The organism is Nocardiopsis ansamitocini (assembly GCF_030268225.1).
Lineage (GTDB): Bacteria > Actinomycetota > Actinomycetes > Streptosporangiales > Streptosporangiaceae > Nocardiopsis_D > Nocardiopsis_D ansamitocini.
In genome coordinates this window covers 74,040-99,572 of record NZ_BSQG01000014.1, presented here as the reverse complement: position 1 = coordinate 99,572, position 25,533 = coordinate 74,040, and the positions used below count along the sequence as shown (strand labels likewise).

Sequence of the window (25,533 nt, the reverse complement as noted above, 5' to 3'; positions counted from 1 at the left end):
AAGTTCCACCCGACGGATCTTTGGCAGATGGGGGCCTTGACCAGGGGTGCGCTAGGAGCGGTTGCGGGAAAGCCACCTGCCGACCCGGGCGCCCGCCGCGACGATGCGGACCACCGCTCCCAGGAGCAACCACATCACGGCGAATCCGACGAGCAGGGCGCCGATACCGAGCAGCACCCAGGGTTGGCTGGCGGTACTGGCCTCGAAGGCGACCGGAGCGTCCAGGCCGACGATCTCGCCCCGGACGACATAGGTGCCGAACAACGGCGCGGGCAGGTCGACCGCGACGTCGTAGAACGCGACCTGGCCGGGTTCCAACCGGTGGATCCGCGGCGGGTAGACGAGCCCGGTCGGAGCCGTGTCCCGGCCGACCGCGATGCTGACAGCGGGGTCCTCCACCGGTTCCAGGCCGGTGTTCTCGATGGTGATCCGGACGACGCGCTGGGTGGGGACGCCCAGCCAGGCGGGCCACCCGCTCCACCAGTCGCCGCCCTCCGGGAGGAAGGCCGCATCGGTGACGGTCAGCATCCGCAGCACGCCGGCTGGATTGAGGGTGTCGAGACGCTCCTGCTGCTGTTGGGGGGTGAGGGTGGGGACCCCGTCCAGGGCGAGTGGGACATCCACCCGGTAACGGCCGGTGACGTCGGAGACCTGCACCACGCAGGGGCATGCGGTGGGCGGCTCGCTGAGCGTGAGGACGCCCGCCCCGGCACCGGTTGCATCGGCGACCACGGTGACCGCATCGGAGAACGCACAGTCGGCGGAGCCGACGTAGTCACCGCCTCCGCACACCCGCACGGTGGTGGTACCGATGGGCCAGGCCGACAACCGCACGACGACGGTGTCTCCGACGCCACCCGAGGCACTGTCCAGGCTCACCTGTGGTGCGGGCGGGGCCCCCTGTCCCGTAGGCGTGGTGTCGGCGGCCACCGGAGGGGACAGGGCGAGGAGCGTGGACACGGCGAGGGCGAGAACGGCGATGGGCCGGTGGCGCGCCACTGTCAGGCGTCCTTGCCCGGATCGGCGGGCGTCGCGGCGGACTCCTCGTGGATCCCCGGTGGTTTTTCTGCGCCCTGTTGGGCGGTGGCACGGGCGACCGCCTTGTCGATGGCCGCTCGCATCCGTTTCTTGCGCAGGCGTCTTTGGACGGCGAGCACTCCGAGGAGCAGGGCGGCAGCGGCGACGAGGACCCAGGGAACGGCCCACGTCGACGCCGAACGAACGACCGGCGTGGTGTCCGCCAGGTCGGTTGCCTGGGGAGCGGCCTTGGGGGTGGCGGTCACCTCTCCGGTGAGCAGGAAGACGGGGTAGAGGTCGGGGATGGTCTGGACGTACTCGTAGCTGGTCCCGGGCAGCATTTCCGGGATCTCCCCCTCGACGGCCTCCCCCAGTGCGATACCGAACGGCGCCTTGGCCTGGACCGCGCCGTCGGCTGCCAGCCGCAGGTTGCCGGCGTTGCGCACCTGGTAGCGGATGGTGGCTTCCCCAGCGGCGAAGGGGTTCCACCAGGTGTGGCCGTAGTCGACAAAGACCGCCTCGACCTGGAGTCCTGCGCGCACGGGGCCGTCGACCCGGAGGTAGACGCGCGCTGCGATGCGGCGGTCCACCTGGACGAGCTGTCCCTGGTCGTTGACGGCGTCCTGGGTGATGGAGGTGACGACGCCGGCCGCGTGGTCGCCGGGCTCGGCGTTGTCAGGCACCGTCATGGTGAAGGGCACCAACTCCGTCGCGCCGGGCTCGACGGTCAGGGTGGCGTCGTCGGAGGTGAACTCCAGCCAGGTCCCGGCCTCGTCGGGTTCCTGATCGGCTGCGTCGAGGGCGAAGGAGCCGTCAGGGGTGTTGAAGGCGTCCGCGCCGTAGACCGCGAAGGTCATCGGATCGGTGCCGTAGTTGGTGACCGCGGCCCAGTCCTCGATGACCTGGCCGGGGATGACGTCGTAGACGAAGTAGCTGCGTCCGGTTTCGCCGTCCTCGTTGGACGGGGCGACCGACCAGCGGAAGCTCTGGTCGTACTCCGGGCCCCGGGCCTCCCCGTTCGGGGAGGGCGACGGGCTGGGGAGGGGATCCGCGTCCGCGGGCGGGGCGATGGCGAGAAGGGCCAACGACAGGGAGCCGACCGCGCCGAGGCGTGCGTATCGGGTCGGGCGGTGGGCTGACACGGAACGAACTCCAGAAATAGGTTAGGCAAACCTAAAAGACAAAAGGGATAGTAGCTGGCCGGATGCCCGTCGGGTACCCCGGAGGGCACGATGCGGCGCCTGCGCTCCGGTCAACTCAACGTCAGGGTGAGGACTCCGGCGTAGAAACCGGCGCCTGCTCCCGCCGGGACCCCGAGTTCCAGCCCCGCATCGCAGCCGAACAGCCCAGCGCTCGCCCCTTCCCGTCCCGCACACAGGGTCCGTGGAACCGCGAGCCCCTCCCCCGGCGGCAGGTGCGCCCCTGGGCGCACCTCGGAGGGCAGCGCTGTGGCCAGGTCGGAATCGAGCACGACCGCGCTGGGCGTCCAGCCGAGAAGGTCGGCGTCGATGACACCGCCGTCGCCGCTGCGAAAGTCACTCGACTGGCCGACCAGGCTCCATCCGGCATTGGTGCCGCGCAGGTCGGTGACGATGGCGGTGTTGAGCTCCCCCACGGCGCTCTGGTTCAGGGCAGTGCCGGGCAGCCCGCTGCGGTCCAGGTGCACGGGGGTTCCCGCGACCGACATGGTCAGGGGCCCGCGGGTGATCTGAGCGGTGATCAACTGGTCGGCTGTACCTGTCGCGGTTTCCCTGGGGGCCGGGCCGGAAACCGCGGGCGGTGCCTCTGCGGTTTCGGGATGCGCGGGTACAGCTGCCCCGCCCCCCTGCTCGCCGGGAAAGGGGTCGGGCCCGGCCCCCTCGGATCCGGGAGGCGGACTCGGGAGGGCCCCGGGGGTGGTCGCACTCTCGGGGGGCCGCCATGGCTCCGGGCTCGGAGGCGGGTCGCCCCCCACCACGAGCCGCACCCTGTCCGGCTCCTCCTCGACGCGGTAGACGACGCCCTCAGCGTCGATCAGGAAGACTCCCGCCTCGCTGGAGCGCATCGCGGCCGGGTCCAGTTCGGTGGGAAGTTCGTGGACCTCGGTGGAGTAGGCGGGGGCCGCGGCCTCCTCCGCCTCGGCTCCGACCACGACAGGCGCGGGCGGGCGGTAGACGACCAGCATCGCGGCAGGCTCGGCCGGGTGCACTGCATAGAGCGAACCGTCCGGCCCGACCGCGAAAAGATCGGGGACCCCGGTCAGCGGCGCCTCGGCCAACGGCACCAGGACCGAAGCGGCGCCATCGGGGTCGGCAGGGGGGTGGACGGCGAACAGTCCTTGGCGGGGATTGCCCTCCGCGGCCGGTTCGGACCGCGCTCCGGGCTCGGCGAACACCGGCTCCGGAAGGGAACCGGCCGTCTCCGGCAGGCGCAACAGGTACCCGGCACCGTCGACCGGGTGGAAGGCGTAACGATCCCCTTCGGCCGCCCCGACCCCCGGGAAGGGGGACCGGTCCTCGGCGTGGGCTGCCGGCAGCTGTCCGGCCAGTCCCAGTACCAGCGCGGTTCCCACCACCACAGAGGAGGCGTGCCGCCGGTGCGGGAGGCGAGAGAAGAACATGACCTGTGCCAATGGGTGCGGGTGACGGACGTGGGCAGCGGGCGCGAAGGGCGCTGCCCGAACGGCTTCGGGTCGCGGAGACGTTCGGGCAGCGCCGACTGCACGCAGGTGGATCAGCTGAGGGTGAGGGTGAGGGTGGCCGCATACGACCCGGGAGCCACATCAGCCGGAACACCCAACTCAAGCCCCGCACCAGCAGTGAACGTCCCAGCCGAAGAACCAGCAGGAGAACCCGCAAGCGTACGAGCAGAACCCAACCCCTGCCCCGGCAGCACAACCGCACCAGGCGCCACCCGACCAGGAACACCCAGACCGTCATCCACCACAGCAGCCGAAGGCGTCCACCCCAGATTGCTCGCCGCAATCGAACCGGTCGCACCAGCGAAGTCACTCACCTGACCAACCAGATTCCACCCCGCACCCGTCCCACGCAGATCCGACACGGTCGCCGTGTTCAACTCACCCGACGCCCTCTGGTTCAACCCCGCACCAGAAACCGCAGAACCCGTCAGAACAACCGTGTCCCCGGCAACCGACAACGTCAACGGACCACCGGCAACCTCGGCCACAATCTCCTGATCCGCACTCACCCCACCCGGAACCGGACCGGAACCCGGACCGCCGTCGACGGTCGCGGAGAAGCCGATCGGGTCGAGTGCCGTGCCCGCGGTGTAGAAGCCGGCGAAGGCGGGCGCCCCCTCTTCCGTCAGGGTGGCGGCAACGGGGGCCAGCGTGAGGGTGCCGCCGCTGAGCACGGGCGCACCGCCACCGAGGTCGAGGTCGGCGAGGTTGGTGTCGGGGAAGTCCTCGACCTCGCCGCTGGACAGCGACTTGCTGGTGAGGTCGGCGTAGAGGTCGCCCTGTCCACCGGAGATCTCGACACGGACGTTCTCGATGGCGAGCTGGAGCAGCCCGCCGTGGCCGTCGTAGGCGACCTTCCCACCGAAGGCGACCGTGGTGTCACCGGTGACGGAGTCGTAGGAGCCGGAGACGACCGGCCAGTTGTAGGTGCCGTCGGAGTTCTGGGTGACACCGTCGGTCAACGTGGTGGTGCCGTGGGCGATGGGGCCGTTGATGTAGTTGCGGAACGACAGCTTCACGCCCCAGTCGGCGTCGCCACCGGTGATGGCGGTGGATGCCGCAGACGCCGGAAGCGCGGTCGCGCCCACGGCAAGGCCCGCCGCGGCGAGGACCGCGACGGCCCCGCGCGTGATGCGGTGAGTGCCCAGGTTCATGTGTCTCCTCGGGTGGCTGCCCCGGCTCGGCGTACCAGCGGGGCAGGGGGATGGGGGTGGGCGCCGTTCTCGTCATGCGCCCCGGGGATGCGCTGGACGGGCTCGACAACGAAACCCGCAGGCAAGGAAAGGCTAACCTAACATCAGGAGATTGGGAAGTTTTCACGACACAACGTCGATAAATTTCCCGCCCCCCGTTTCCACCGGCCCGGATCAGCTGAGGGTGAGGGTGAGGGTGGCCGCATACGACCCGGGAGCCACATCAGCCGGAACACCCAACTCAAGCCCCGCACCAGCAGTGAACGTCCCAGCCGAAGAACCAGCAGGAGAACCCGCAAGCGTACGAGCAGAACCCAACCCCTGCCCCGGCAGCACAACCGCACCAGGCGCCACCCGACCAGGAACACCCAGACCGTCATCCACCACAGCAGCCGAAGGCGTCCACCCCAGATTGCTCGCCGCAATCGAACCGGTCGCACCAGCGAAGTCACTCACCTGACCAACCAGATTCCACCCCGCACCCGTCCCACGCAGATCCGACACGGTCGCCGTGTTCAACTCACCCGACGCCCTCTGGTTCAACCCCGCACCAGAAACCGCAGAACCCGTCAGAACAACCGTGTCCCCGGCAACCGACAACGTCAACGGACCACCGGCAACCTCGGCCACAATCTCCTGATCCGCACTCACCCCACCCGGAACCGAGAAGGAAATGGGCACCCAGACGTCCTGCGCACGATTGTTGATGTCGGTGTGATCGTTGAAGACCGCCAGGTAGCACTGCTGGGCGATGCAGTCCACGGGATCGGCGCCACGCGGGGTGTACTGACCGGCGAGCGTGATGGCGACCTCGAAGCCGCCGTCCTCGTCCGCCCCACCCCGGAGCCACTGGGGATTGCCGTAACTGGAGGGATAGGAGTCCGCCGACTGGGGTTCGGCGGTCTGGGCGACATAGAAGCCCTGCCCCGGCGTGAAGCCGGTGCCGTGCACGATGACCTGCTGCCCCTGGGGGTCGAGGCCCACCGTCTGGGAGACGGTGAGGCCGGGGGCGGTGTCGGCGTGGGCCGAACCGGCGGCGAGGGCGAGGGGCGCGGCGAAGAGCGTGCTCGCTCCGATCACCGCTGCGAGCCGCATCGGGCCACGTTTGCGCTGCATAGGGTCCTCATCTCGGTGGGGGACGTATCCCGGGGAAGACAGGGTGGATTCGACCCGGGACAGAAGGCGCGGCCGGAAACGACACGGACGCCAAGTGAAGTGAGGCTAACCTTATTCCAAAATGGTCGATATATGCACCCTTTGACCGCCATTTGGCGACAACTTGTCACAAAAAATCGCCCGGCTACGGTCCGTCCCTGCTGGGCAGGGCGTGGACCGCAACCGGACGAGGCCGGGTCATGACAATGGCGCCTGGGGCCGGTACACCGGCTCACCGGGTACAGGGGGCCGGCGAGCGGGAACGGGCGCGGGGCCTTCGCTTCCGCTCGGTACGCCGCACAGCCCTCACGAGCCGCCGGGCTAGTCCCCCCCGACCGCCCAGGCACGAAGCTTGGCGATACGGCGGCGGACCTGATCGGGGGTGGCCTGGGCGATGGGCGGACCACCGCAGGCACGACGGAGTTCGGTGTGGATCGTGGAGTGCGGCTGCCCGGTGCGATGGTGCCACGCGCCGACCAGCCCGTTGAGCTCCTTGCGCAACTCGGCCATGACCTCGTGCGCCGGAGCCTCCTCGGGTTCGGGCTTGGGGGCCTTGATCCGACTGGTGTACTGCTCGGACTTGCGTTTGCGCAGCAGCTTGGCCACCTGGTCGGGCTCCAGCAGTCCGGGCAGTCCGAGGAAGTCCTCCTCCTCGGGCGAGTCGGGCGACCCGCCGCCGAACTCCCCGCCGTCGTAGAGCGCCCGATCGAACTCGGCGGCGGACTCCATGGTCTCGAAGGGAAGCTCGTCCCCCGCATCGGGGGTGTCGCGCTTCTTGCGCGCCTCGTCGATCAGGTCTTGTTCAGGATCGAACCCGTCCTCGTTCATAGGACGGTCCAGCGCGTGGTCGCGTTCGCGCTCCATCTCTCCGGCGTATTCCAGCAGCACCGGCACCGAGGGCAGGAACACCGAGGCGATCTCGCCCCGGCGGCGCACCCGCACGAAACGTCCGATCGCCTGGGCGAAGAACAGCGCCGTACTGGTGGAGGTGGCGTAGACGCCCACCATCAACCGGGGGACGTCCACCCCCTCCGACACCATTCGGACCGCGATCATCCACCGGTCGTCGGATGCGGCGAACTGGCTGATCTTCTTGCTGGCGGTGGGATCGTCGGAGAGGATGACAGTAGCGCCGCGCCCGGTGATCTGGCGCAGGATCCGCGCGTAGGCGCGCGCCGTCTCGTGATCGGTGGCGATGACCAGTCCGCCGGCGTCAGGGCTGTGCTTGCGGACTTCGCTGAGCCGACGGTCGGCCGCGGCCAGGACCTTCTTGATCCAGTCGCCCTTGGGGTCCAGCGCAGCGCGCCATGCCTGCGACAGCGCATCGGAGGTCAACGGTTCGCCGAGCCGGGCGGCCAACTCGTCGCCCGCCTTGGTCCGCCAGCGCATCTCACCGGAGTAGGCCATGAAGATGACCGGACGGACCACCCCGTCGGCCAGGGCCGGGGCATACCCGTAGCTGTAGTCCCAGGAGCAGCGGCGCACGCCGTTGTGATCCTGGACGTAGTCCACGAAGGGGATCGGATTGACGTCCGAGCGAAAGGGCGTGCCGGTCAAGGAGAGCCTGCGTGCCGCGGGGTCGAACGCCTCGCGCACGGCCTCACCCCAGGACAATGCGTCGCCGGCGTGGTGGACCTCGTCGAAGATGACCAGGGTGCGGCGCGCCTCGGTGCGGTTGCGGTGCAGCATCGGGTGCGCGGCGACCTGGGCGTACGTGATGGCCGCGCCGAGGAAGTGCTTGCCGAGCGGCCCCTGTCCGTTCTTGAACTCAGGGTCGATGGGGATGTTGAACCGGGCCGCGGCCTCCGCCCACTGCTTCTTGAGGTGCTCGGTGGGGCACACCACGGTGACCGAACGGACCACATGGCGGGCGAGCAGCTCACTGGCCAGCGTCAGCGCGAACGTGGTCTTTCCGGCGCCGGGGGTCGCCACTGCGAGGAAGTCCCTCGGGTCGCGCCGGAAGTACTCCGTGAACGCCTCCCGTTGCCAGGTGCGCAGGCCGCGCAGGCGATCGGTGCTGGTGGTCTCGACAAGCGTCATCGCACGAATCCTCGGGTATTCACTTGCTTGAGGGTATCCGGACCCGGCCCGTGAAGCGGCGAAGGCCGGGCGGCGTGCCCGGCCTTCGCCGCACTGCGATCCAGGTCACTGATCCGGGGGACCGTCCGGAGCCGGGGCACCGGCGCCCCCGTCGACGGTGACATCGTTGAACGGGAGATAGGGGTCGGCCCAGGGGAAGACCACGTACCACAGCAATGCCGCGACCCCCGCGACCAGCCCCAGGAAGATGAGGGCCTTCACGGGTCCGGGGCCGGGGAGAATGTGCCAGATCAAGCCGTACACGCGTGCCTCACCCCTCCTGCTGGTCGTCAGGGGCCATCTGGGCGATGTTGTCGGGCATGCCCTGGTCCTTGGATCGGGTGTCGGTGAGCTCGGCGTGCACGATCAACCGGTGGGAGTTCTGGAACTTGGGGTGGCAGGTGGTGAGGGTCAGGTACGCCTTCTCCGGATCGGTGGTGGCCTCGGGGTCGAAGGGGTCCGGCGCGGTGACCTCGACCGCGTCCGGCAGGACGATCTCGTTGGAGACGACCTTGTAGGTGTAGAAGTTGTCCTTGTCCTCCAGGACGATCTCGTCCCCGTCGACCAGTTGGTCGAGGTCCCAGAAGACGGCGGCGACTCGGTGGCCGGCGATGGAGTAGTTGCCGGGCTGTCCCGCACGCGCGGAGGGCACCGCGCCTTCGGGGGTCCAGGACCTGGGGTACCAACCGGGTCCGTACCTGATGTCGTCCGGCTCGACCCCGCTGACGACGACCCACGCCTGGTCGGTCTTGGGAATGTACATCCGACTGTTGGCCGACCCTGGCAGCGGTTCGGAGTCGGGGCCGACCTCCTCGGGCTGCTCCCACTGCTCGGCCATGGCCTGATCGAGTCGGCCCTGTTCGGCATCGGTCTGGAACTGCTTGCCCCAGATCTGGAACGCGGCGAAGAACAGCATGATCAGGCCCGCGGTGAACAGCAGCTCACCGATGGTGCGAACCGCGCCGCGCACGATGTCACCGCTGCTGCGGACCCGCCGTCTGGTCGGTGCGGCGCGGCGACGGCCGCCGGAGCTGCGCCGTCGCCGCCCACCGCGCCGTTCGGAAGTGGAAACCATATGTCCTACCCGTCAGGGGTCGCCCCGCGCCGGAGTTGGTTACCTCATGGGCACGACCAGCGGAACACCGGTGCGCGGATGCGACAGGATCTCGATCTCGTATGAGTAGACGTCGCTGAGCAATTCCGCGGTGAACACCTCCGCGGGAGGCCCAAATGCCGCGATTTCTCCACCGGAGAGTACCGCGACCTGATCAGCATAAGCAGCCGCGAGGGCTAAATCGTGGAGAACCACGACAACCGCGTCGCCGGCGCGTGCCCGGTCGCGCGCGATACGCAGCACCAACTCCTGGTGACGGATGTCGAGGGCGGCGGTCGGCTCGTCCAGCAACATCGTCTGGGCCTGCTGGGCGAGGACCCTGGCCAGCATGACCCGCGCGCGTTCTCCCCCGGACAGGGAGGGGAAGCGCCGCTGAGCGAACCGGGTGACGTCGGTCAGTTCCATCGCCTCGGCGACCACTCGGTCGTCGTCGCGGGCGGCAGCGGTGGTGGCCCAGGGGGCCCGCCCCATGTGCACCACGTCCACCACGGTGAACGGAAAGCTGACGGCGGAATGCTGTGGCAGGACGGCGCGGCGGAGTGCGAGCTCGGCCGGAGTCCATTCGGCCAACGGGCGTCCCTGGACCTCGATCGCTCCGGAGTCGGGGGCGACGTCGCCGGTGAGGACCGACAGCAGTGTGCTCTTTCCCGCCCCGTTGGGCCCTACCAACGCCAGCACCTCGCCCAGGCGGACGTCCAGGTGGACCCCGTCCAGAATCCGCTGTGTTCCGTAGGACTTGACCAGGTCGGTGCCGCGCAGGGCGGTCGCGCCCCGGCCGCCGCGTTCGGGGAGTTCCCCGCGGCGCAACCCTGACGCCGCGGCCAGCGACCGAAGCGATCTCGTGAGCGCGTTCACGCCCATCCCCCCTGTCGGGACCGGGTCCGGCGCAACAGCCAGAAGAAGAAGGGGCCGCCGATGAAAGCGGTGATGATGCCCAATGGGACTTCCTGGGGGGCCACAACGGTGCGCGCGACGAGGTCGGCGCTGACCAGGACCAGCGCCCCGCCGAGGACGCTTGCCGGAAGCAGGACCCGGTGCCCTGGCCCCACGATCATCCGGACCATGTGCGGCACGACCAGCCCCACGAAGTTGACGATCCCCGCGAAGGCGACGGCCGAGGAGGTGAGCAACGCGATGACCACGATCAGCGCGAGTCGCAACCGCTCCACGTCCACCCCCAGATGTCGGGCCGCGCTCTCGCCGAGGGCGAGGAGGTCGAGCCGACGGGCGAAGAACGGGGCCGCGACGATCCCGACGAGGGCGAAGGGCAGCGCCGCCAGCACCTTGGGCCAGGTCGCCGCTCCGACGCTGCCCATCTGCCAACTCGTGATGGAGCGCAGTTCGGCATCGGCGGAGAAAAAGGTGGCCGCCCCGATCACCGCGCCGGCGACGGCGTTGACCGCGATCCCGGTGAGCAGCAGGGTGACTACCTCTGCCCGGCCGCTCGCGCGGGAGAGGGCGTAGACCATCATCGTGGTCGCCATGCCCATGACGAACGCTGCGCCGATGACCGTCCAGTAGCCGAGGACGGAGACCCCCAGGGCGATGACGATGACCGCGCCGACCGCGGCACCGGAGGAGACGCCGATGACACCGGGCTCGGCCAGCGGGTTGCCGAAGACGCCCTGCATCATCGCGCCGGCCAGGGCCAGCGTGGAGCCCACGATCATGGCGAGGACGACACGGGGGAACCGCACGTTCCACAGGACCTGTTCGCCGACGGTGTCGGGGACAGGTCCTGCTTCGATTCCCAGGCGGTGCAGGATGGAGCCGATGATCTCCATCGGCGCAACGGAGTAGGCACCGATCCCTGCTGCCAGCAGTGACATGACGACCAGTGCCACGGCGAGGAGAAGGATAAGGAGCCCTCCGCGCACGGCGGCCGCACGACGGGCGTGCGCGCCCTCGCGCGCGGCACGCGGAGCGCCCTCGGACGGTGGGGCGGTGCTGCCCCGGTCGGTGAGGGTCACGCGCCCTCCCCCTCGTACAGGGCGGCCAGGTCGTCGCCCATCGCCTTGAGCACCTGGGGGGTTCGGGGGCCGAAGCTGAGGAGAAGGCCGTCCTCGTAGTCGATGACGCGCCGGTTCCGGCCGGCCGGGGTCTGGGCGATACCAGGGATCTCGACGATGCCGTCGAGGCCGCCCACGGAGTCGAGGCCCTTGCTCATCACGAGGATCACGTCGGGCTGGGCGGCGATCAGCGCCTCGGTGGTGATGGGGCTGAACGCCTTGTCCAGGCCCGACTCGGTGCCGGCGTCCTTCGCGCCCAGTTCCGCCAGCAGTGCGTCCGCACCCGATCCGGGGCCGCCCAGCAGATAGACACCGGCGCTGCCGCGCAGGTAGAGGAAGGCGATCGTACGACCGCTCGCGGCGTCGGGAACGGATTCGCGGACGTCGGCCATCTGCTGCTGGGTGCGCTCGACGAGCTGCTCCCCGCGTTCGGGGACTCCCAGGAGTTCGGCGATCTGATTGATGCGGGGGTACATCTCGTCCAGGGACCACACCTGGTCGACGATGACCACCGTTACACCGCTGGCGCGCAGTTGCTGAACTGTCTCGTAGGGGCCGGTCCAGGTGTCGGCGAGGATGAGCGTGGGTTCCAGGGCGAGCACTCCCTCGGCTGAGACCTCGTGCCCCTGGGAGACGACCGGGAGATCGGCGGCCTCGTCGAAGGTGGCGGTGACGTCGCGGCCCACGACGTTGTCGCCCAGGCCCAAGGTGTAGACGACCTCGGCTATGGCACCGGTCAGCGGCAGGATGCGGCTGACGTCGGCGACTTCGACCTTCTCGTAGGAGTCCTCGGTGTCGCTGGTGCGGTACTCCACCGGGACGATCGAGTCGACGGTGACGGGAAGTCGGGGCTCCGCGGCCCCCTCCAGTGGCTGAAGGCGGTTCTCCGCGAGGTCGGGTATGACTTCGGAGGCCGACGGTCCTGGTGCCGCGCACCCGGCGAGCAGCAGGGCGGGAGCGAGCACAGCGGCCGTGAGGACTCGGGGTCCGCGACAAACGGCCCGGGGCGGGACAAGATCGCGTAGAGACATGAAAAGCCTGTTCCAGGGAGTGCGGACGGCAGGACGGTGGCGCGACCGATCCCCAGCGGCCTCACGGCGCCAATGATTATGACAACACGTCGTCAAATCGTTGACAATGAGGGACGGCAATGATGCACTACCGAACAGAAGAGCTTAGGTTAGGCTAAGCACATTGAAGTCAGGCTAGCCTAACGCCCCCCGAACAACCAGCAGTGGACAGCTACGCCATTCGATGCCCTTTTCATCCGCATATACCGGTATTGCCGGCGGGCCTCCTGGCCATCGATCGCCGCCGCCCCCGTCCGGCACCGCGCTCCTATTCGCAACGCGGTTCGCAGAAGGTCGACTCCCATGACGCAGACAGAGTTCCCGCTCACGGCCGTGCGCACGGCCGTGGCAGCGCTGCTCGCGGCAGCAGCCGTATCGACGGCTTCTCCCTCCCTCGCAGCGGACGGAACCGACGGGCCGTCCCTCACCGTGTCCACGACAGAGGACCTCTCGGCGGACGGCGCGACCGTGACCGTCACCGGTTCGGGGTTCGACACGTCGCGCGGAATCTACGTCGCGCTGTGTGACGTCTCCGGCTCGGAGAGCGGAAGCACCACGCCTCCGACCCCGTGTATCGGCGGGGTGGACATGGAGGGCGCCAGCGGCTCCTCCGCATGGATCTCCTCCAACCCCCCGCCCTACGGCGAAGGACTGGCCACCCCCTACGACGGCACCGGCGCCGACGGCGGTTTCACCATCCAGCTCACCCTGCGCGCCAAGGACGAGTTCACCGACTGCCTCGCCGACGGCGTGCAATGCGCCGTCATCAGCCGCAACGACCACACCCGCACCAGCGACCGCGGCCAGGACGTCTTCGTCCCCGTCACCTTCACCGACGACGCGGGTCGGTCAACCGGTCCTGCGGAGCCCGCCGATACCGCGCCCCCCGCACCAGCGGAGGAAACAGGCTCCTCCGTCCCCACAGCGGCGCTGGTCGGGGGGTTTGCCGTGTTGGTCGGCGCCACCGTCGCCGTACTCGCCGCCCTGCTGCGCCGACGCTCCCGCCGCTGACATCTCCCCACCCAGTAGAAAGTCCGAACGTGATGACCCGACCCTTCGCACCCGGCGGGCCTGCCCGCCCGGGCCGCCGCGCAGCGGTGCTGCTGGCCGGCGGGCTCCTGCCCGCGCTGGCGGGCCTGTGCCTCATCGGAGCCCCGGCAGCATTTGCGCTGGACACCACGCCCGGGGCACCTTCCTCACAGCCCGGCACCGCCCCCGTGGTGACCCGGGCCGACAAGACGTCCGGGCTGGATCCCGAAGGCGAAGCGGTCACCGTGACCGGAACGGGCTACGCCCCGGGAAGCATCGCGACGGTGGCGACCTGGGCAGTGGACAACGCAGCGGAACTGTCCGACGAGGCCAACACGGTGACCGCAGCGGTCACCGAGAACGGCTCGTTCAGCACCACGATCACAGTGGGCACCGAGTTCGCCGACACGGCCGGACTGGTACCGGCAACCACACGGTTCGAGCTGCGCTCCGCGACGGCAGCCGCAACGGACCCAGGGCACCGGTCCCTCTCGACCGCCACGGCTACTGCCTCCGCAGAACCGCTCGTGCAGCTCAGCAGGCTGCCCCTGACCTTCGCCGCTCCTCAGGCAGTCGTCGCCCGACCGCAGACCGGTGCGGGGGCCGCACCGCAGAACGCCGCTCCGGCCGATGTGAGCAGCGGGTCCGGGTCAGCGAAACTGACCGTGTCGAAGACGTCGGGGCTGAACCCCGAAGGCGAGTCCGTGACGGTGACCGGTTCGGGTTACGACACCGCCAAGGGTATCTACGTGGCCTTCTGCGACACCGCGAACGCCGGGGCCTCTTCCCCGCCCAGTCCGTGCGTGGGCGGGGTGGACATGGAGGGCGCCAGCGGCTCCTCCGCATGGATCTCCTCCAACCCCCCGCCCTACGGCGAAGGACTGGCCACCCCCTACGACGGCACCGGCGCCGACGGCGGTTTCACCATCCAGCTCACCCTGCGCGCCAAGGACGAGTTCACCGACTGCCTCGCCGACGGCGTGCAATGCGCCGTCATCAGCCGCAACGACCACACCCGCACCAGCGACCGCGGCCAGGACGTCTTCGTCCCCGTCACCTTCACCGGCCAGGACGGCGGTGGTGGAACGGGCGGCGGTACGGGCGGCGGGAACGACGGTGCCGGTGCGAACGCGACGCCTCCCGCCGGTGGTTCCTCGGCCGGTGGTTCCGGGGCCGGTGGTTCCGGGGCGGGCGGCGGAACCCTGGCCAAGACCGGCCTGGACCTGCTTCCCTTCGCGCTTGGAGCGACCGCACTGGTGGGCGCCGGACTCGCAGCGATGATCCGTTTCCGCCGCGGCGCAACCGCAGCGGGCTGACCCCGCCCCTTGCGGTCCCGTGCCCGGTGCCCCCGCCAGAAACTTTTCGGCGTGCGCACCGGGCACGTCCCTCCCCCGAAAGGTCGCACCCGCTATGGACCGGCCCCGGCCTCACCAGCCCTGGCCGATGCCTCGGCCGTCACCGGGGGCAACGGCACGTGCGGGGTGAAGGAGTCCTTTCGCAGTTACATCAGCGGCCCCATCGCCAAGGATGAAAGCACGCCCACCGGCGGGGCGACGCGCGCCACCGACGGCACCTTCGTGTTCCCGGTGCTCTCCGGCGAGCACGATGTCGCCACCGGCGACACCACCGTCTCGTTCGGCGGCGGGGTCCTCTTCCAGGGGCACGACCACGGTGGGGGCGCGCCCCTGTTGCAGCTGACGCTGCGCGAACCGCGGGTGGAGATCGTCGGCACCACCGGGACGCTGTCGGCGGACGTGGTGAGCAAGGCCCTGGACGCGGGAGAACTCGTCGACTACCCCGACGTCACTCCGGCCGCGTTGGACCTGTCCGGGACCACTGCCCGGTAGGACGACACCACCAGCAGCGTGACCTGGACGGACGTTCCGGCCACGCTTACCCCCGAAGGGGTCCCGGCCTTCGCGGACTTCTACGCGGTCGGCGACCCTCTCGGCCCGGTCACCATCCAGGTGTCGGGCGACGGCCCGGACGAGGACGGGGGCAGCACCGGCGATGGCTCCTCAGGTGCAGCGGGCGGGGACGGCGCACAAGCGTCCGGCAGCGGCACCAACGTCAGCGGCGCGCTGCCCTCGACCGGGCGGGACCTGGCCCCGTTGACGCTGGGCGCGCTCGCGCTGCTCGGTGCGGGCGCGGCGGCCATCGTGCATGCGCGCCGTGAACGCACTGCCTGAACGCGAACCGGTACGCGGACGGGGTGGGCACCTGATGGTGCCCACCCCCGTTAGCGCGTCATCTCCTCGTAGATCTTCTTGCACTCGGGGCAGACCGGGAACTTCTTGGGATCACGGTTGGGCACCCACACTTTGCCGCAGAGCGCGATCACCGGTGCGCCGGTGACGGCGCTCTCGGTGATCTTGTCCTTCTGCACGTAATGGGCAAACCGTTCCCGGTCGCCGTCATCATGCGAAATATCCGGACGCGTCTCGCTGTCCGGAAGCACCTTGTTCACAACATCCATGGTCATTGTGCCCTCGCACCTCCTCGATCAGCATCCACGGTATCCGGGGGACGGCCCCGATCAGTTCAGCGTCGGGTCCTCGGGGAAGGTCGATACCAAGGCGAGATCCCCTCCCTGACGACGCAGTACCCGCGACCACAGGCCCTCTGGGCTGCTGCTGAACACGTCGTCCGCGGTAGCGGGAAGGACGTACCAGGCGCCCGCTTCGATCTCCGCGGCGAGCTGCCCCACTCCCCATCCCGCATACCCGGCGAAGACGCGAAGCCTGCGCAGTGCGTCGCCGAGGATCTGCGGCGGGGTCTCCAGGTCGACGGTTCCGATACCGGTGGGCCAGACGGCGGTGTCCATGTCGTTCAGCGACCGCCAGCCGGGCGGGCCGGCCGCAGTGGGCACCGCCAGTGCGACCCCGGCCTCGGCGCCGACCGGCCCTCCGGAGAACATCACCGCCGGCTCGCTGGCGTATCCGTCCCAGCCGGTGAGGACCTCACCGACCCCGAGTTCCAGCGGCCGGTTGACGATCACCCCGAGGGACCCTTCGACCGTGTCGTCGTCGATGACGAAGACGACGGCACGGCGAAAGCTCGGGTCGGCCAGCAGCGGACTGGCGACGAGCAGGACCCCGGTCAGGCTCGGCAACTCCATGCCAGACCTCTTACCCACTGGAGCGGGTTAACCGCGGCGCGGACGACCGGGCGGGCGCGCCGCGGCGGTGGTCACCCTTCTTGAAGTGCGACGTCACGCACTGCGGTGGCCACGCGCTGGGAGAGGCCGGCGTGGAAGACGCTGGGGATGATGTAGTGCGGCCCGAGCTCGTCGTCGGTCACCACCTCGGAGAGCGCGTTGGCGGCGGCCACCATCATGTCGGAATTCACCGTGTGGCTCTGGGCGTCCAGCAGGCCGCGGAAGACCCCCGGGAAGACCAGGACGTTGTTGATCTGGTTGGGGTAGTCGCTACGGCCGGTGGCCACGACCGCGGCGTGGAGGTGCGCGATCTCGGGGTCGACCTCCGGGTCGGGGTTGGCCAGCGCGAAGATGATCGAGTCCTCGTTCATCTCGGCGATGTCGTCACCGTCGAGCAGGTTGGGGGCCGAGACACCGATGAACACGTCGGCCCCGCGCACCGCGCCCTTGAGGTCGCCGACGTAGCCCGCCGGATTGGTGTTGGCCGCGATCCACTCCAGGTTGGGGTCGAGGTTGCCGCGGCCGGAATGCACGGCACCGTGGACGTCGCAGACGATGACGTCCTTGGCCCCGGCGTGCATCAGGAGTTTGAGGATGGCGGTACCGGCGGCTCCGGCACCCGACATGGCGATGCGGACCTCGGAGAGGTCCTTGTTCACCACGCGCAGCGCGTTCTTCAGCGCGGCGAGCACGACGATCGCGGTGCCGTGCTGGTCGTCGTGGAAGACCGGGATGTCGAGCAGCTCGCGCAGGCGGGCCTCGACCTCGAAGCAACGGGGGGCGGAGATGTCCTCCAGGTTGATGCCGCCGAAGCCGGGGGCGATGATCTGGACGGTGCGCACGATCTCGTCCACGTCCTGGGTGTCCAGGGCGATCGGCCAGGCGTCGATGTCGGCGAACCGTTTGAACAGGGCGGCCTTGCCCTCCATGACGGGCATGGAGGCCTCCGGGCCGATGTTGCCCAGGCCCAGGACGGCGGAACCGTCGGTGACCACCGCGACGCTGTTGCGCTTGATCGTCAGACGGCGGGCATCCTCCCGGTTGGCGGCGATCGCGGAGGACACGCGCGCCACGCCCGGGGTGTAGGCCATCGAGAGCTCGTCGCGGTTGCGCAACGGCACCTTGGACTTCATCTCGATCTTGCCGCCGAGGTGCATCAGGAAGGTGCGGTCGCTGACCTTGTGGACGGTGACGCCCTCGATCGAACCGAGCGCGTCGACGATGGCTTGCGCGTGATCGGTGTCGCGGGCCGCGCACGTGACGTCGATACGCAGACGCTCGTGGCCCGCGGAGTTCACATCGAGCGCAGTGACGACTCCCCCCACGTGCTCGACCGCGTTGGTGAGGCTGCTCACGGCACTGCCGTGTCCGTCGAGCTCCAGCCGGACCGTAATCGAGTAGGAAACACTGGGAAGGGTGGCCACGTAAAGCTCCTCGTTTTCACGGATTGACCGCGCATGGACAGGCGTCATCGCCATCGTGTCACCGGCCCCGCCCGGCCCGCGCGCCGTCCGATGGCAACGGGGCACGGCGGAACCGCCGCTGACATCCCGTTGTCGCCGGATTACAAATGATTCCAGGCGCTGTGAAGAAGTGTGCGTGTTTCACCCGGGTGAAAATCACCACAACATTGCGGACCGACCGCGATCAGTTGGGGCGAGCACGCTCCCGCGCCAGGCGCTCGATGATATCGACACAGGTCGAGTGGTCGACGAGGGTGGTGTCCAGGAGCAGGTGGTAGAACTTCGGGTCGGTGGCGTCCGCCCGGTAGAAACGGCGCACGTACGCGGCCCTCGCCCGGTCGTTGGCATCGAGTTCACGCGAGGACGGCGGCCGCCAGTCGTCGGCCTCCTCTGCTCCGCGCATAAGGGACTCGGCGCAGCCGGACTCGCTCATTTCGACCGCGCGCTGCAGCCTGCGGTCTTTGGGACCGTCGAGCCGCACGTGCAGGGCGCCGGGATGGTCGGCGAGCACGATCGCGGCCGCCCGCCCCAAAATGACGCCGCCGTTCTCCCCGACCTTGGCGATGACCCGCTCGGTGTGCTCGACGAACTCCTGGTCGTAGAGCAGACGGCCGTCCGCGTCGGTGGCACCGATGAAGGTGGCGTCGATACTGCCGAGGGTGACACTGGGCAACCGCGCCGCGCTGGCCAGGAGGCGGTCCAGCCCGGTAGGCGCACGGTCATCGTGCTCGAGGGCGTCCTCCAGGGAACAACCGATCTGCTGGGCGACACGGCCGGGGATGGCGCGGTCGAGGAAGGGGACACCGAGTCTGGCCGCCACTGCGGGGCCGATCAGACTGCCGCCCGCGCCGTAGGTCGCTGAGATCGTCACGACGTGCGCCATCCGGCCCTCCCCGGCTCTTTTCGCTCCCTACCCCAGGGTCTACCCCCGTGCCGCGCGAATTAGCCGAAAATCCGCGAGTGCAAAGCGGCACGGAGGTATCTCCGGGGTCGGCGGCGACCTAGAACAGCGCGGCGGTCAGCGCACGCCGGGCCTTGGCGACACGGGGGTCACCCGCGGGCAGAACCTCGAAAAGGCCCAACAGGTGGCGGCGGGCGGCGTCGCGGTCGTCGCCAGCGGTGCGACGCACGGTGTCCACGAGACGCTGGAAGGCGTCGTCGAACTTTCCGCCGTACATGTCGATGTCGGCGACCTTGCACTGGGCGTCCACGTTGCCGGGGTCGTCGGCGGCGGCCGTGCGCACCGCACCGGCGTCGAGGTCCTGGAGTCGGGCGACCAGACGCACCTGGGCCAGACCGAGCCGGTGCTCCTCGTTGCCGGGGTTGGCCTCCACCGCCTTGGCGTAGACGGCTTCGGCGCCGGCGTAGTCACCGTTGTGGACGGCGGCGGCAGCCTCGGCGCGCACGGGGTCCTGATCGGGCTGCTGCTCGGCGGGCACTTCGTTCCCGTCCCCGGCCTCGCCGACGCCGGCGTAGTCCTCGGGCAGGACACCCTGTTGGCGCAATGCTGCGAAGACCTGGGTGAGCAGATCGCGCAGCTGCTCCTCGTTGGCCGCGCCGGCAGCGATCGGCTGGATCTGGCCACCGATGGTGAGGTAGATGGCGGGGACGCCCTGGGCGCGCAGTGCCTGGGCGAGCTGGGGACTCGCCTCCGCGTCGACCTTGCCCAGCAGCCACTGGCCGCCGGCCTCGACGGCCAGCTTGTCCAGGGACTGCTCCACCTGCTTTGCCTCGCCCGACCAGGACGCCAACAGGACCAGGACCACGGGAACCTGGAGAGAGCGTTCCAGAATGTCACTCTGGAAGTTCTCCTCGGTGACATCGATCGCATAGGGGTTGGCGGTACCCGAGGCGGTCTCGGCCTGCCGCTTGGCCTCGCGCTCCAGGGCTGCCTTACGCGCCCCTAGGTCGACCGCACTGTTCATGGAGAAATCCGAAGGCTGCATGCCTTCCATCCTGCCGTATGCCGTGTGGACACGGTGAACCGTGCTGCGTCGGGGTCGGAAATCGGCCCGTTGTCCACCGCCCGGGCCGGCGAATGGGCAGACCTGGACAAATACCAGATATGCCGGTCGACATGACACGACCCGCCGGGTGCTCCACCGACGCGCGGAACGGTCCCGCCCCGGGCGCTGTGCCGGGACTCACGCCTCGGCGGGAAAGTCCCCGAAGCCGACCCTCAGGTCCTTGAACAGGCGGTGGATGTGCCGGAGATCGTCGTCGGAGTAGCAGTCCAGGCCGAAGTCCATCGCCAGGAGGTCACGGGTGGCATGCTCGACGACCTCTCTGCCCGGGTCGGTGATCTCGGCGAGGGTGCCGCGGCCGTCGCTGGGGTTGGGCTTGCGCCGCACGAACCCCTGGCGCTCCAGACGGTCGATGGTGTTGGTGACGCTGGTCGGGTGGACCATGAGACGCTCGCCGATCTTGCCCAGCGGCAGCGCGCCCGAGGAGCTGAAGGTGAGCAGCACGAGGGCCTCGTAGCGGGCGAACGTCAGCTCGTAGGGCTTGAGCGTGGCGTCCAGTTGGCCGATCAGGATCTGCTGTGCCCGCATGATCGACGTGACCGCGGCCATCGCCGGGGACGCGCCCCACCGACCGGTCCAGTTGTCGTGCGCGCGCTCGATTGGGTCGAAGGGAAGATTCAGCGGGTTACCCACCCGTCCACTCTATCGATATCCAGCAGGCCGCCGCGGAAGCATCATCACGTCAAGCCCTGACGGTGGCCGGATCCGGCCACGCGGTTGATGTCGGTCACACATCGCCGGGAAATCCCAGCTCGCATACCCGTACCAGCAACAGCCGCACCGACGGCCGGGCCCGGCCAGGAACGAATGGCCCGCGCTGGAATATTGACCCCTTCTGAAATTATTAGTTAAGTTTCCTAAAAATTGGTCGCCGATGGCTCGGGGCGCAGTTTTCTCCTGGCCACCGCCGGGGTCGGGGACGTACGCGGTTCGCGGCTCCGACCGACCACGACACTCGCACTCCGCTTTAGATCGACCCTCCGGTCCATCACGCGCACCGTCCGATCCGGCAGGCCGCCCGCGGGCACCGCCCGCGAAATTCCTGCCAATCCCCCGCACCTGCTCATGAAGTGGGAGACGCACAACCGTGAGAACCACCAACAGACGGGGCTGGCTGGCTGCCTGCGCCACCGGTCTTCTTCTCGCCTCCACCGCAGTGGTCGCGCCCCCCGCCCTTGCGGCGACCGGCGTCACCGTCGTCTACAGCGAGGGCTCCCACTGGGGGTCCGGTTACAGCGGCCAGTTCACCATCAACAACTCCGGCGCCACCGCGCTCAGCGACTGGAACATCGCGATCACACTCCCCTCCGGAGTGAGCATCAGCAGCCTCTGGAACGCGCAGATGGCCCGGTCGGGCGCCACCTACACACTGACCCCTCCCGCTTGGGGTGCCAGCGTGCCGGCGGGCGGCAGCTACAGCATCGGCTTCAACGGAGTCGGCGGGAGCAGCGGCGCGACCCAGCCGACCGGCTGCACCGTCAACGGCGACCCCTGCGACGGGACTCCCGGCACCCCCGACTCCGAGGCGCCCAGCAAGCCCGGGGGCCTCACCTCGTCCAACGTGACCTCCTCCGGAGCCACGCTGAGCTGGACGGCGGCGACCGACAACGTCGGGGTGACCGGATACGAGATCATCAACGCCGAGGGCAACGTGGTGCGCAACGTCGTGGGCACCACGACCAGTGCGACCGTGGGCGGCCTCACGCCCGACACCTCCTACGCGTTCCGGGTACGCGCCTACGATGCGGCCGGCAACAAGTCCGAGGCCAGCTCGGAGATCTCGGTGCGCACGCTGGCGGGTACCACCAACCCGCCCGACCCGTCCGCGGGCGACCGGCGCGTGGGCTACTTCACCCAGTGGGGTATCTACGACCGCGGCTACCTCGTCAACAACATGGACGACAGCGGCACCGCCGAGAAGCTGACCCACATCAACTACGCGTTCGCCAACATCAGCCCCAACGGCGAGTGCTTCATCGTCAACCAGGCCGGACAGGGCGACGCCTGGGCGGACTACGGGCGCTCCTTCACCGCGGCCCAGAGCGTCAACGGCCAGGCCGACTCCTGGGACCAGGACCTGCGAGGCAACTTCAACCAACTGCGCCAGCTCAAGGAGAAGCACCCCGACCTGAGGGTGAACATCTCCATCGGCGGCTGGAGCTGGTCCAAGAACTTCTCCGACGCCGTTCTGACCCCCCAGTCGCGCGAGCGCCTGGTGGACTCCTGCATCGACCTGTACCTGCGCGGCAATCTGCCGGTCTTCGACGGCGCCGGTGGCCCGGGCTCCGGTGCGGGAGTGTTCGACGGCATCGACCTGGACTGGGAGTGGCCGGCCTCCGCCGGCTACGAGGAGAACGTCTTCCGCCCCGAGGACAAGCAGAACTTCACCGCCGTGGTGAAGCTCTTCCGCGAGAAGCTGGACGCACTGGGCGCCGAGAACGGGCGCGAATACGAGCTGAGCTCGTTCATGCCGGCCGACCCCGAGAAGGTCGGGGTCGGCTACGAGGTCCCCCAGATCATGGAGGACTTCGACTTCATCACGCTCCAGGGGTACGACTACGTCGGGGCATGGCAGAACAGCACCAACCACCAGTCCAACATCACCGCGGTTGCCGACAACCCGGACGAGAACATCTACAGCAGCGAGATCGCGCTGGACGCCTGGACCTCGCGCGGCGCCGACCCGGCCGACATCGTGTTGGGCGTGCCCTTCTACGGTCGTGGCTGGACCGGTGTGGCCCCCGGCCCCAACGGCGACGGACTCTTCCAAACCGCCAGCGGGCCGGCCCCCGGTCCTTATGAGGCGGGGATCGAGGACTTCAAGAACCTGAAGAACCTCTCCGGCTACACGCTGCACCGCGATGCGGGAACAGCGTGGCTGTACAACGGCACCACCTGGTGGCAGTTCGACGACGCCGTCTCCATGACGGAGAAGGTCGACTGGGCCCGGGCCGAGGGACTGGGCGGGGTCATGATCTGGTCCCTGGACGGCGACGACTCCAACGGAACCCTGATCACCGCCATCGACACGGCCCTGGGCAGCTAGCGATGTAACAGCCGTCGATGGTGCTCCCGGGAGGACCAGGGCGAAGGCCCCGCGAAAGCGGGGCCTTCGTCGTTCCCGCGATTTTCGTGTGCCCGGCAGGCAACGAGGGCCGCGGACAGCGGTCACCGGAGGGGGAAGGGCCCGCGATTACCCGGAGCAGATTTGCCGCGACACTCTGTTGACCCTCCCGGAGTAATTAGTTAAGTTTCTTAATAGAAAGTGTCGCCCCGATGCCCCCGCATCCGGGAAGCGGCACACGGACCTTTTCCCGGGTGCGGCATCCGCCCCCGGTTTCCCAGGGCGGCGGACCCGGTGCGGCGGGTCCGCCGCCCTCTTTTCGCTGCGGGAGCACAACCGTCCGACCGGCGTCAGGGCGCGGGCACGGAGAACAGCAGGGCGTCGCCCTGACCGCCTCCCCCGCACAACGCTGCCGCTCCCAGGCCGCCACCCCTGCGGCGCAATTCGTGCACCAGGTGCAGCGCTATCCGCGCCCCCGACGCGCCGATGGGGTGCCCCAGGGCGATCGCCCCGCCGTTGACGTTGACGATGTCCTCGGAGATGTCGAGGTCGCGCACCGACTGCACGGCGACACTGGCGAACGCCTCGTTGATCTCGACCAGGTCGAGATCGGTCACCACTCGGCCCGCCTTTGCCAGCGCGTGCCTGATCGCATTGGCGGGTTGGGACTGCAGCGAGTTGTCGGGCCCCGCGACGTTGCCGTGCGCGCCGATCTCAGCGAGGATCTCGCATCCCAGTTCCTCGGCCCTGGACCGACTCATCACCACGACCGCGCAGGCGCCGTCGGAGATCTGGGATGACGAACCCGCGGTGATGGTGCCCTCGGCGTCGAAGGCCGGACGCAACCGGGCGAGGGACTCCCGGGTGGTGTCCGCACGCACCCCCTCGTCGGTGTCGACGACCACCGGGGCACCCTTGCGCTGGGGAATCTCCACCGGGACGATCTCGTCCTTGAACAGTCCGGCCGCGATCGCGGCGGCGGCGCGCTGGTGGGAACGCGCGGCGAAGGCGTCCTGCTCGGGACGGCCGATCCCCAGACGGGCGTTGTGGCGCTCGGTGGACAGGCCCATGGGCTCGTCGTCGAAGGCGTCGGTGAGTCCGTCGTGCGCGGTGGCGTCCAGCACCTCGATGGAACCGTACTTGTAGCCCTGACGCGCCTTGGGCAACAGGTGTGGAGCGTTGGTCATCGACTCCATTCCGCCGGCGACCACCACGTCGAACTCGCCCGCGGCGATGAGCTGGTCGGCAAGCGCGATGGCGTCCAGGCCAGACAGGCAGACCTTGTTGATGGTCAGGGAGGGCACGCTCATGGGGACCCCTGCCTTGACCGCCGCCTGGCGGGAGGGAATCTGCCCCTGCCCGGCCTGGAGGACCTGGCCGAACACGACGTAGTCCACCTGGTCCCCCGCGACCCCGGCGCGCTCCAGCGCAGCCCTGATCGCGGTGGCCCCGAGGTCCACTGCCGCGAGGCCCGAGAGCGATCCGAGCAGCTTCCCGATCGGTGTGCGCGCGCCGCTGACGATGACGGATCCAGGCATTGCACAGCCCTCCATGTGTTGGTCTCCACCTGGTCTGACACCATACATAGACGCGGTTCCACTACTTTCCCGGGAGGTTGGACCCCATGCTCACCCGCATCGACCACGTCGGTATCGCCTGTCACGATCTGGCGGCCACGACGGCTTTCTACCGGGACACCTTCGGGTTCGAGGTGGCCCACGAAGAGGTCAACGAGGAGCAGGGGGTGCGCGAGGTGATGCTCCGGGTCAACGGCACCGACGACGGCGAAGCGAGTTACCTGCAACTGCTGGAACCGACCCGTGACGACTCGCCAGTAGCCAAGTTCCTCGCCCGAAACGGCGAAGGGGTGCATCACATCGCCTTCGGGACCTCGGACGTGGCAGGCACGGCGGGGGCGATCGGCGGGCACGGCGTGCGGGTGCTCGACGCCCAGCCGCGCGCCGGGTCGATGGGATCCCGGATCGCTTTCCTGCACCCGAAGGACTGCGGCGGTGTCCTGACCGAGATCGTCCAGGCGTCCGATCGGCGCTGAGCACCGTTCACCTCCGGTGGGCGGTGCCGGCTTCCACCGCCCGCGCACGGACGGGGCAGGCCCGCTACGACGGCTTCCGTCGCACCGCACGGCTCCACGCGTCAGCAGCCGAAGGGCTCTCCCCAACCGGCCTCCTCGGTTCCGGACAGCCATAATTGCCAAATATGTAATGGAACCGTCATCTTTCACGTCCCCCCACGTCTGGCAGGCGCAGAGGGGATGAAAACCTGAGTTCTGTACCCAAACCCTCTACCGACTGCACGGTAGCTTGATAAAGTCTGCTAGCCGCCAAGGTCTCTTGGTGCGTCCCCTAGCCCCCGCCGATTCACGCTTTCGGATCGAGTTGGCCGCGAATCAGGTCATCGCCTTCGTATACGGCAGCCCGTATCAATGAAGTGAACTCGACCACGCGATTTCTCGTCGCGG

General features: G+C 69.1%; 22 protein-coding genes and 1 pseudogene. 5 read left to right on the top strand and 18 right to left on the bottom strand.

What is annotated here, in order from left to right; all coding sequences use genetic code 11:
- Positions 1–51 precede the first annotated feature (51 nt).
- From QSJ59_RS23670 to QSJ59_RS23620, 11 genes are all read right to left on the bottom strand, one after another.
- Positions 52–999, bottom strand: a complete 948-nt coding sequence (locus QSJ59_RS23670; protein ID WP_285761968.1) for a hypothetical protein — start codon at positions 997–999, stop codon at positions 52–54.
- A 2-nt stretch (positions 1,000–1,001) separates the two neighbouring features.
- Entirely contained in the window at positions 1,002–2,159 is a 1,158-nt protein-coding gene (locus QSJ59_RS23665) for a WxL protein peptidoglycan domain-containing protein (RefSeq protein WP_285761967.1), read from the bottom strand.
- 110 nt (positions 2,160–2,269) lie between these two features.
- Positions 2,270–3,616, bottom strand: a complete 1,347-nt coding sequence (locus QSJ59_RS23660; protein WP_285761966.1) for a WxL domain-containing protein — start codon at positions 3,614–3,616, stop codon at positions 2,270–2,272.
- Positions 3,617–3,729: 113 nt separating this feature from the next.
- Positions 3,730–4,851 (bottom strand): HtaA domain-containing protein, encoded by a 1,122-nt coding sequence (locus tag QSJ59_RS23655; RefSeq protein WP_285761965.1) that lies wholly within the window; start codon positions 4,849–4,851, stop codon positions 3,730–3,732.
- Between the two features lie 213 nt (positions 4,852–5,064).
- A complete protein-coding gene (locus QSJ59_RS23650; RefSeq protein ID WP_285761964.1) occupies positions 5,065–6,006 on the bottom strand; it encodes a neocarzinostatin apoprotein domain-containing protein in 942 nt (313 codons plus the stop codon).
- A gap of 360 nt (positions 6,007–6,366) precedes the next feature.
- Positions 6,367–8,085 (bottom strand): DEAD/DEAH box helicase, encoded by a 1,719-nt coding sequence (locus tag QSJ59_RS23645; protein WP_285761963.1) that lies wholly within the window; start codon positions 8,083–8,085, stop codon positions 6,367–6,369.
- 105 nt (positions 8,086–8,190) lie between these two features.
- Entirely contained in the window at positions 8,191–8,388 is a 198-nt protein-coding gene (locus QSJ59_RS23640) for a hypothetical protein (RefSeq protein ID WP_285761962.1), read from the bottom strand.
- A 7-nt stretch (positions 8,389–8,395) separates the two neighbouring features.
- Positions 8,396–9,199 carry a class E sortase gene (locus tag QSJ59_RS23635; RefSeq protein WP_285761961.1) on the bottom strand — a complete coding sequence of 268 codons (804 nt, stop codon included), beginning with the start codon at positions 9,197–9,199 and terminating at the stop codon, positions 8,396–8,398.
- Positions 9,200–9,238: 39 nt separating this feature from the next.
- Positions 9,239–10,099, bottom strand: a complete 861-nt coding sequence (locus QSJ59_RS23630; RefSeq protein ID WP_432707530.1) for a heme ABC transporter ATP-binding protein — start codon at positions 10,097–10,099, stop codon at positions 9,239–9,241.
- Positions 10,090–11,208, bottom strand: coding sequence for a FecCD family ABC transporter permease (locus QSJ59_RS23625; RefSeq protein ID WP_432707529.1), 1,119 nt, complete (start codon positions 11,206–11,208; stop codon positions 10,090–10,092). Before QSJ59_RS23625 ends, QSJ59_RS23630 begins: the two co-directional genes overlap by 10 nt.
- Positions 11,205–12,212 (bottom strand): heme/hemin ABC transporter substrate-binding protein, encoded by a 1,008-nt coding sequence (locus QSJ59_RS23620; RefSeq protein WP_349497235.1) that lies wholly within the window; start codon positions 12,210–12,212, stop codon positions 11,205–11,207. Before QSJ59_RS23620 ends, QSJ59_RS23625 begins: the two co-directional genes overlap by 4 nt.
- A 408-nt stretch (positions 12,213–12,620) precedes the next feature.
- Here QSJ59_RS23620 and QSJ59_RS23615 point away from each other — a divergent pair, with 408 nt between their 5' ends.
- From QSJ59_RS23615 to QSJ59_RS23605, 3 genes and pseudogenes are all read left to right on the top strand, one after another.
- The gene (locus QSJ59_RS23615; protein WP_285761958.1) at positions 12,621–13,328 is read left to right on the top strand and encodes a hypothetical protein; all 708 of its coding nucleotides are present in this window, start codon (positions 12,621–12,623) and stop codon (positions 13,326–13,328) included.
- Between the two features lie 32 nt (positions 13,329–13,360).
- Positions 13,361–14,662: a neocarzinostatin apoprotein domain-containing protein gene (locus QSJ59_RS23610; RefSeq protein ID WP_285761996.1), complete on the top strand. Its 1,302-nt coding sequence runs from the start codon at positions 13,361–13,363 to the stop codon at positions 14,660–14,662.
- Positions 14,663–14,713: 51 nt separating this feature from the next.
- Positions 14,714–15,535: pseudogene (locus QSJ59_RS23605) on the top strand (HtaA domain-containing protein).
- A 50-nt stretch (positions 15,536–15,585) separates the two neighbouring features.
- On the opposite strand, the gene QSJ59_RS23600 reads toward QSJ59_RS23605, so the two are convergent.
- The 6 genes from QSJ59_RS23600 to QSJ59_RS23575 form a co-directional block, all read right to left on the bottom strand.
- Positions 15,586–15,828, bottom strand: coding sequence for a DUF3039 domain-containing protein (locus QSJ59_RS23600; protein WP_285761957.1), 243 nt, complete (start codon positions 15,826–15,828; stop codon positions 15,586–15,588).
- Between the two features lie 54 nt (positions 15,829–15,882).
- A complete protein-coding gene (locus QSJ59_RS23595) occupies positions 15,883–16,464 on the bottom strand; it encodes a YqgE/AlgH family protein (protein WP_285761956.1) in 582 nt (193 codons plus the stop codon).
- A 71-nt stretch (positions 16,465–16,535) separates the two neighbouring features.
- Complete coding sequence (locus QSJ59_RS23590; protein WP_285761955.1) at positions 16,536–17,927, bottom strand: NAD-dependent malic enzyme; 1,392 nt, start codon at positions 17,925–17,927, stop codon at positions 16,536–16,538.
- Positions 17,928–18,150: 223 nt separating this feature from the next.
- On the bottom strand, positions 18,151–18,849 hold the full coding sequence (locus QSJ59_RS23585; protein WP_285761954.1) for a cytidylate kinase-like family protein: 699 nt from the start codon (positions 18,847–18,849) through the stop codon (positions 18,151–18,153).
- A 118-nt stretch (positions 18,850–18,967) separates the two neighbouring features.
- Positions 18,968–19,912 (bottom strand): tetratricopeptide repeat protein, encoded by a 945-nt coding sequence (locus QSJ59_RS23580; protein WP_285761953.1) that lies wholly within the window; start codon positions 19,910–19,912, stop codon positions 18,968–18,970.
- A 198-nt stretch (positions 19,913–20,110) separates the two neighbouring features.
- A complete protein-coding gene (locus QSJ59_RS23575; protein ID WP_285761951.1) occupies positions 20,111–20,623 on the bottom strand; it encodes a MarR family winged helix-turn-helix transcriptional regulator in 513 nt (170 codons plus the stop codon).
- Positions 20,624–21,077: 454 nt separating this feature from the next.
- Here QSJ59_RS23575 and QSJ59_RS23570 point away from each other — a divergent pair, with 454 nt between their 5' ends.
- Positions 21,078–23,036 (top strand): glycosyl hydrolase family 18 protein, encoded by a 1,959-nt coding sequence (locus QSJ59_RS23570; RefSeq protein WP_432707528.1) that lies wholly within the window; start codon positions 21,078–21,080, stop codon positions 23,034–23,036.
- A 368-nt stretch (positions 23,037–23,404) separates the two neighbouring features.
- Here QSJ59_RS23570 and QSJ59_RS23565 read toward each other — a convergent pair whose 3' ends face one another.
- Positions 23,405–24,592 (bottom strand): acetyl-CoA C-acetyltransferase, encoded by a 1,188-nt coding sequence (locus QSJ59_RS23565; protein ID WP_285761950.1) that lies wholly within the window; start codon positions 24,590–24,592, stop codon positions 23,405–23,407.
- A gap of 86 nt (positions 24,593–24,678) precedes the next feature.
- On the opposite strand from QSJ59_RS23565, the gene mce reads away from it, so the two are divergent.
- Complete coding sequence (gene mce, locus QSJ59_RS23560; RefSeq protein WP_285761949.1) at positions 24,679–25,107, top strand: methylmalonyl-CoA epimerase; 429 nt, start codon at positions 24,679–24,681, stop codon at positions 25,105–25,107.
- The last annotated feature ends 426 nt before the right edge of the window (positions 25,108–25,533 follow it).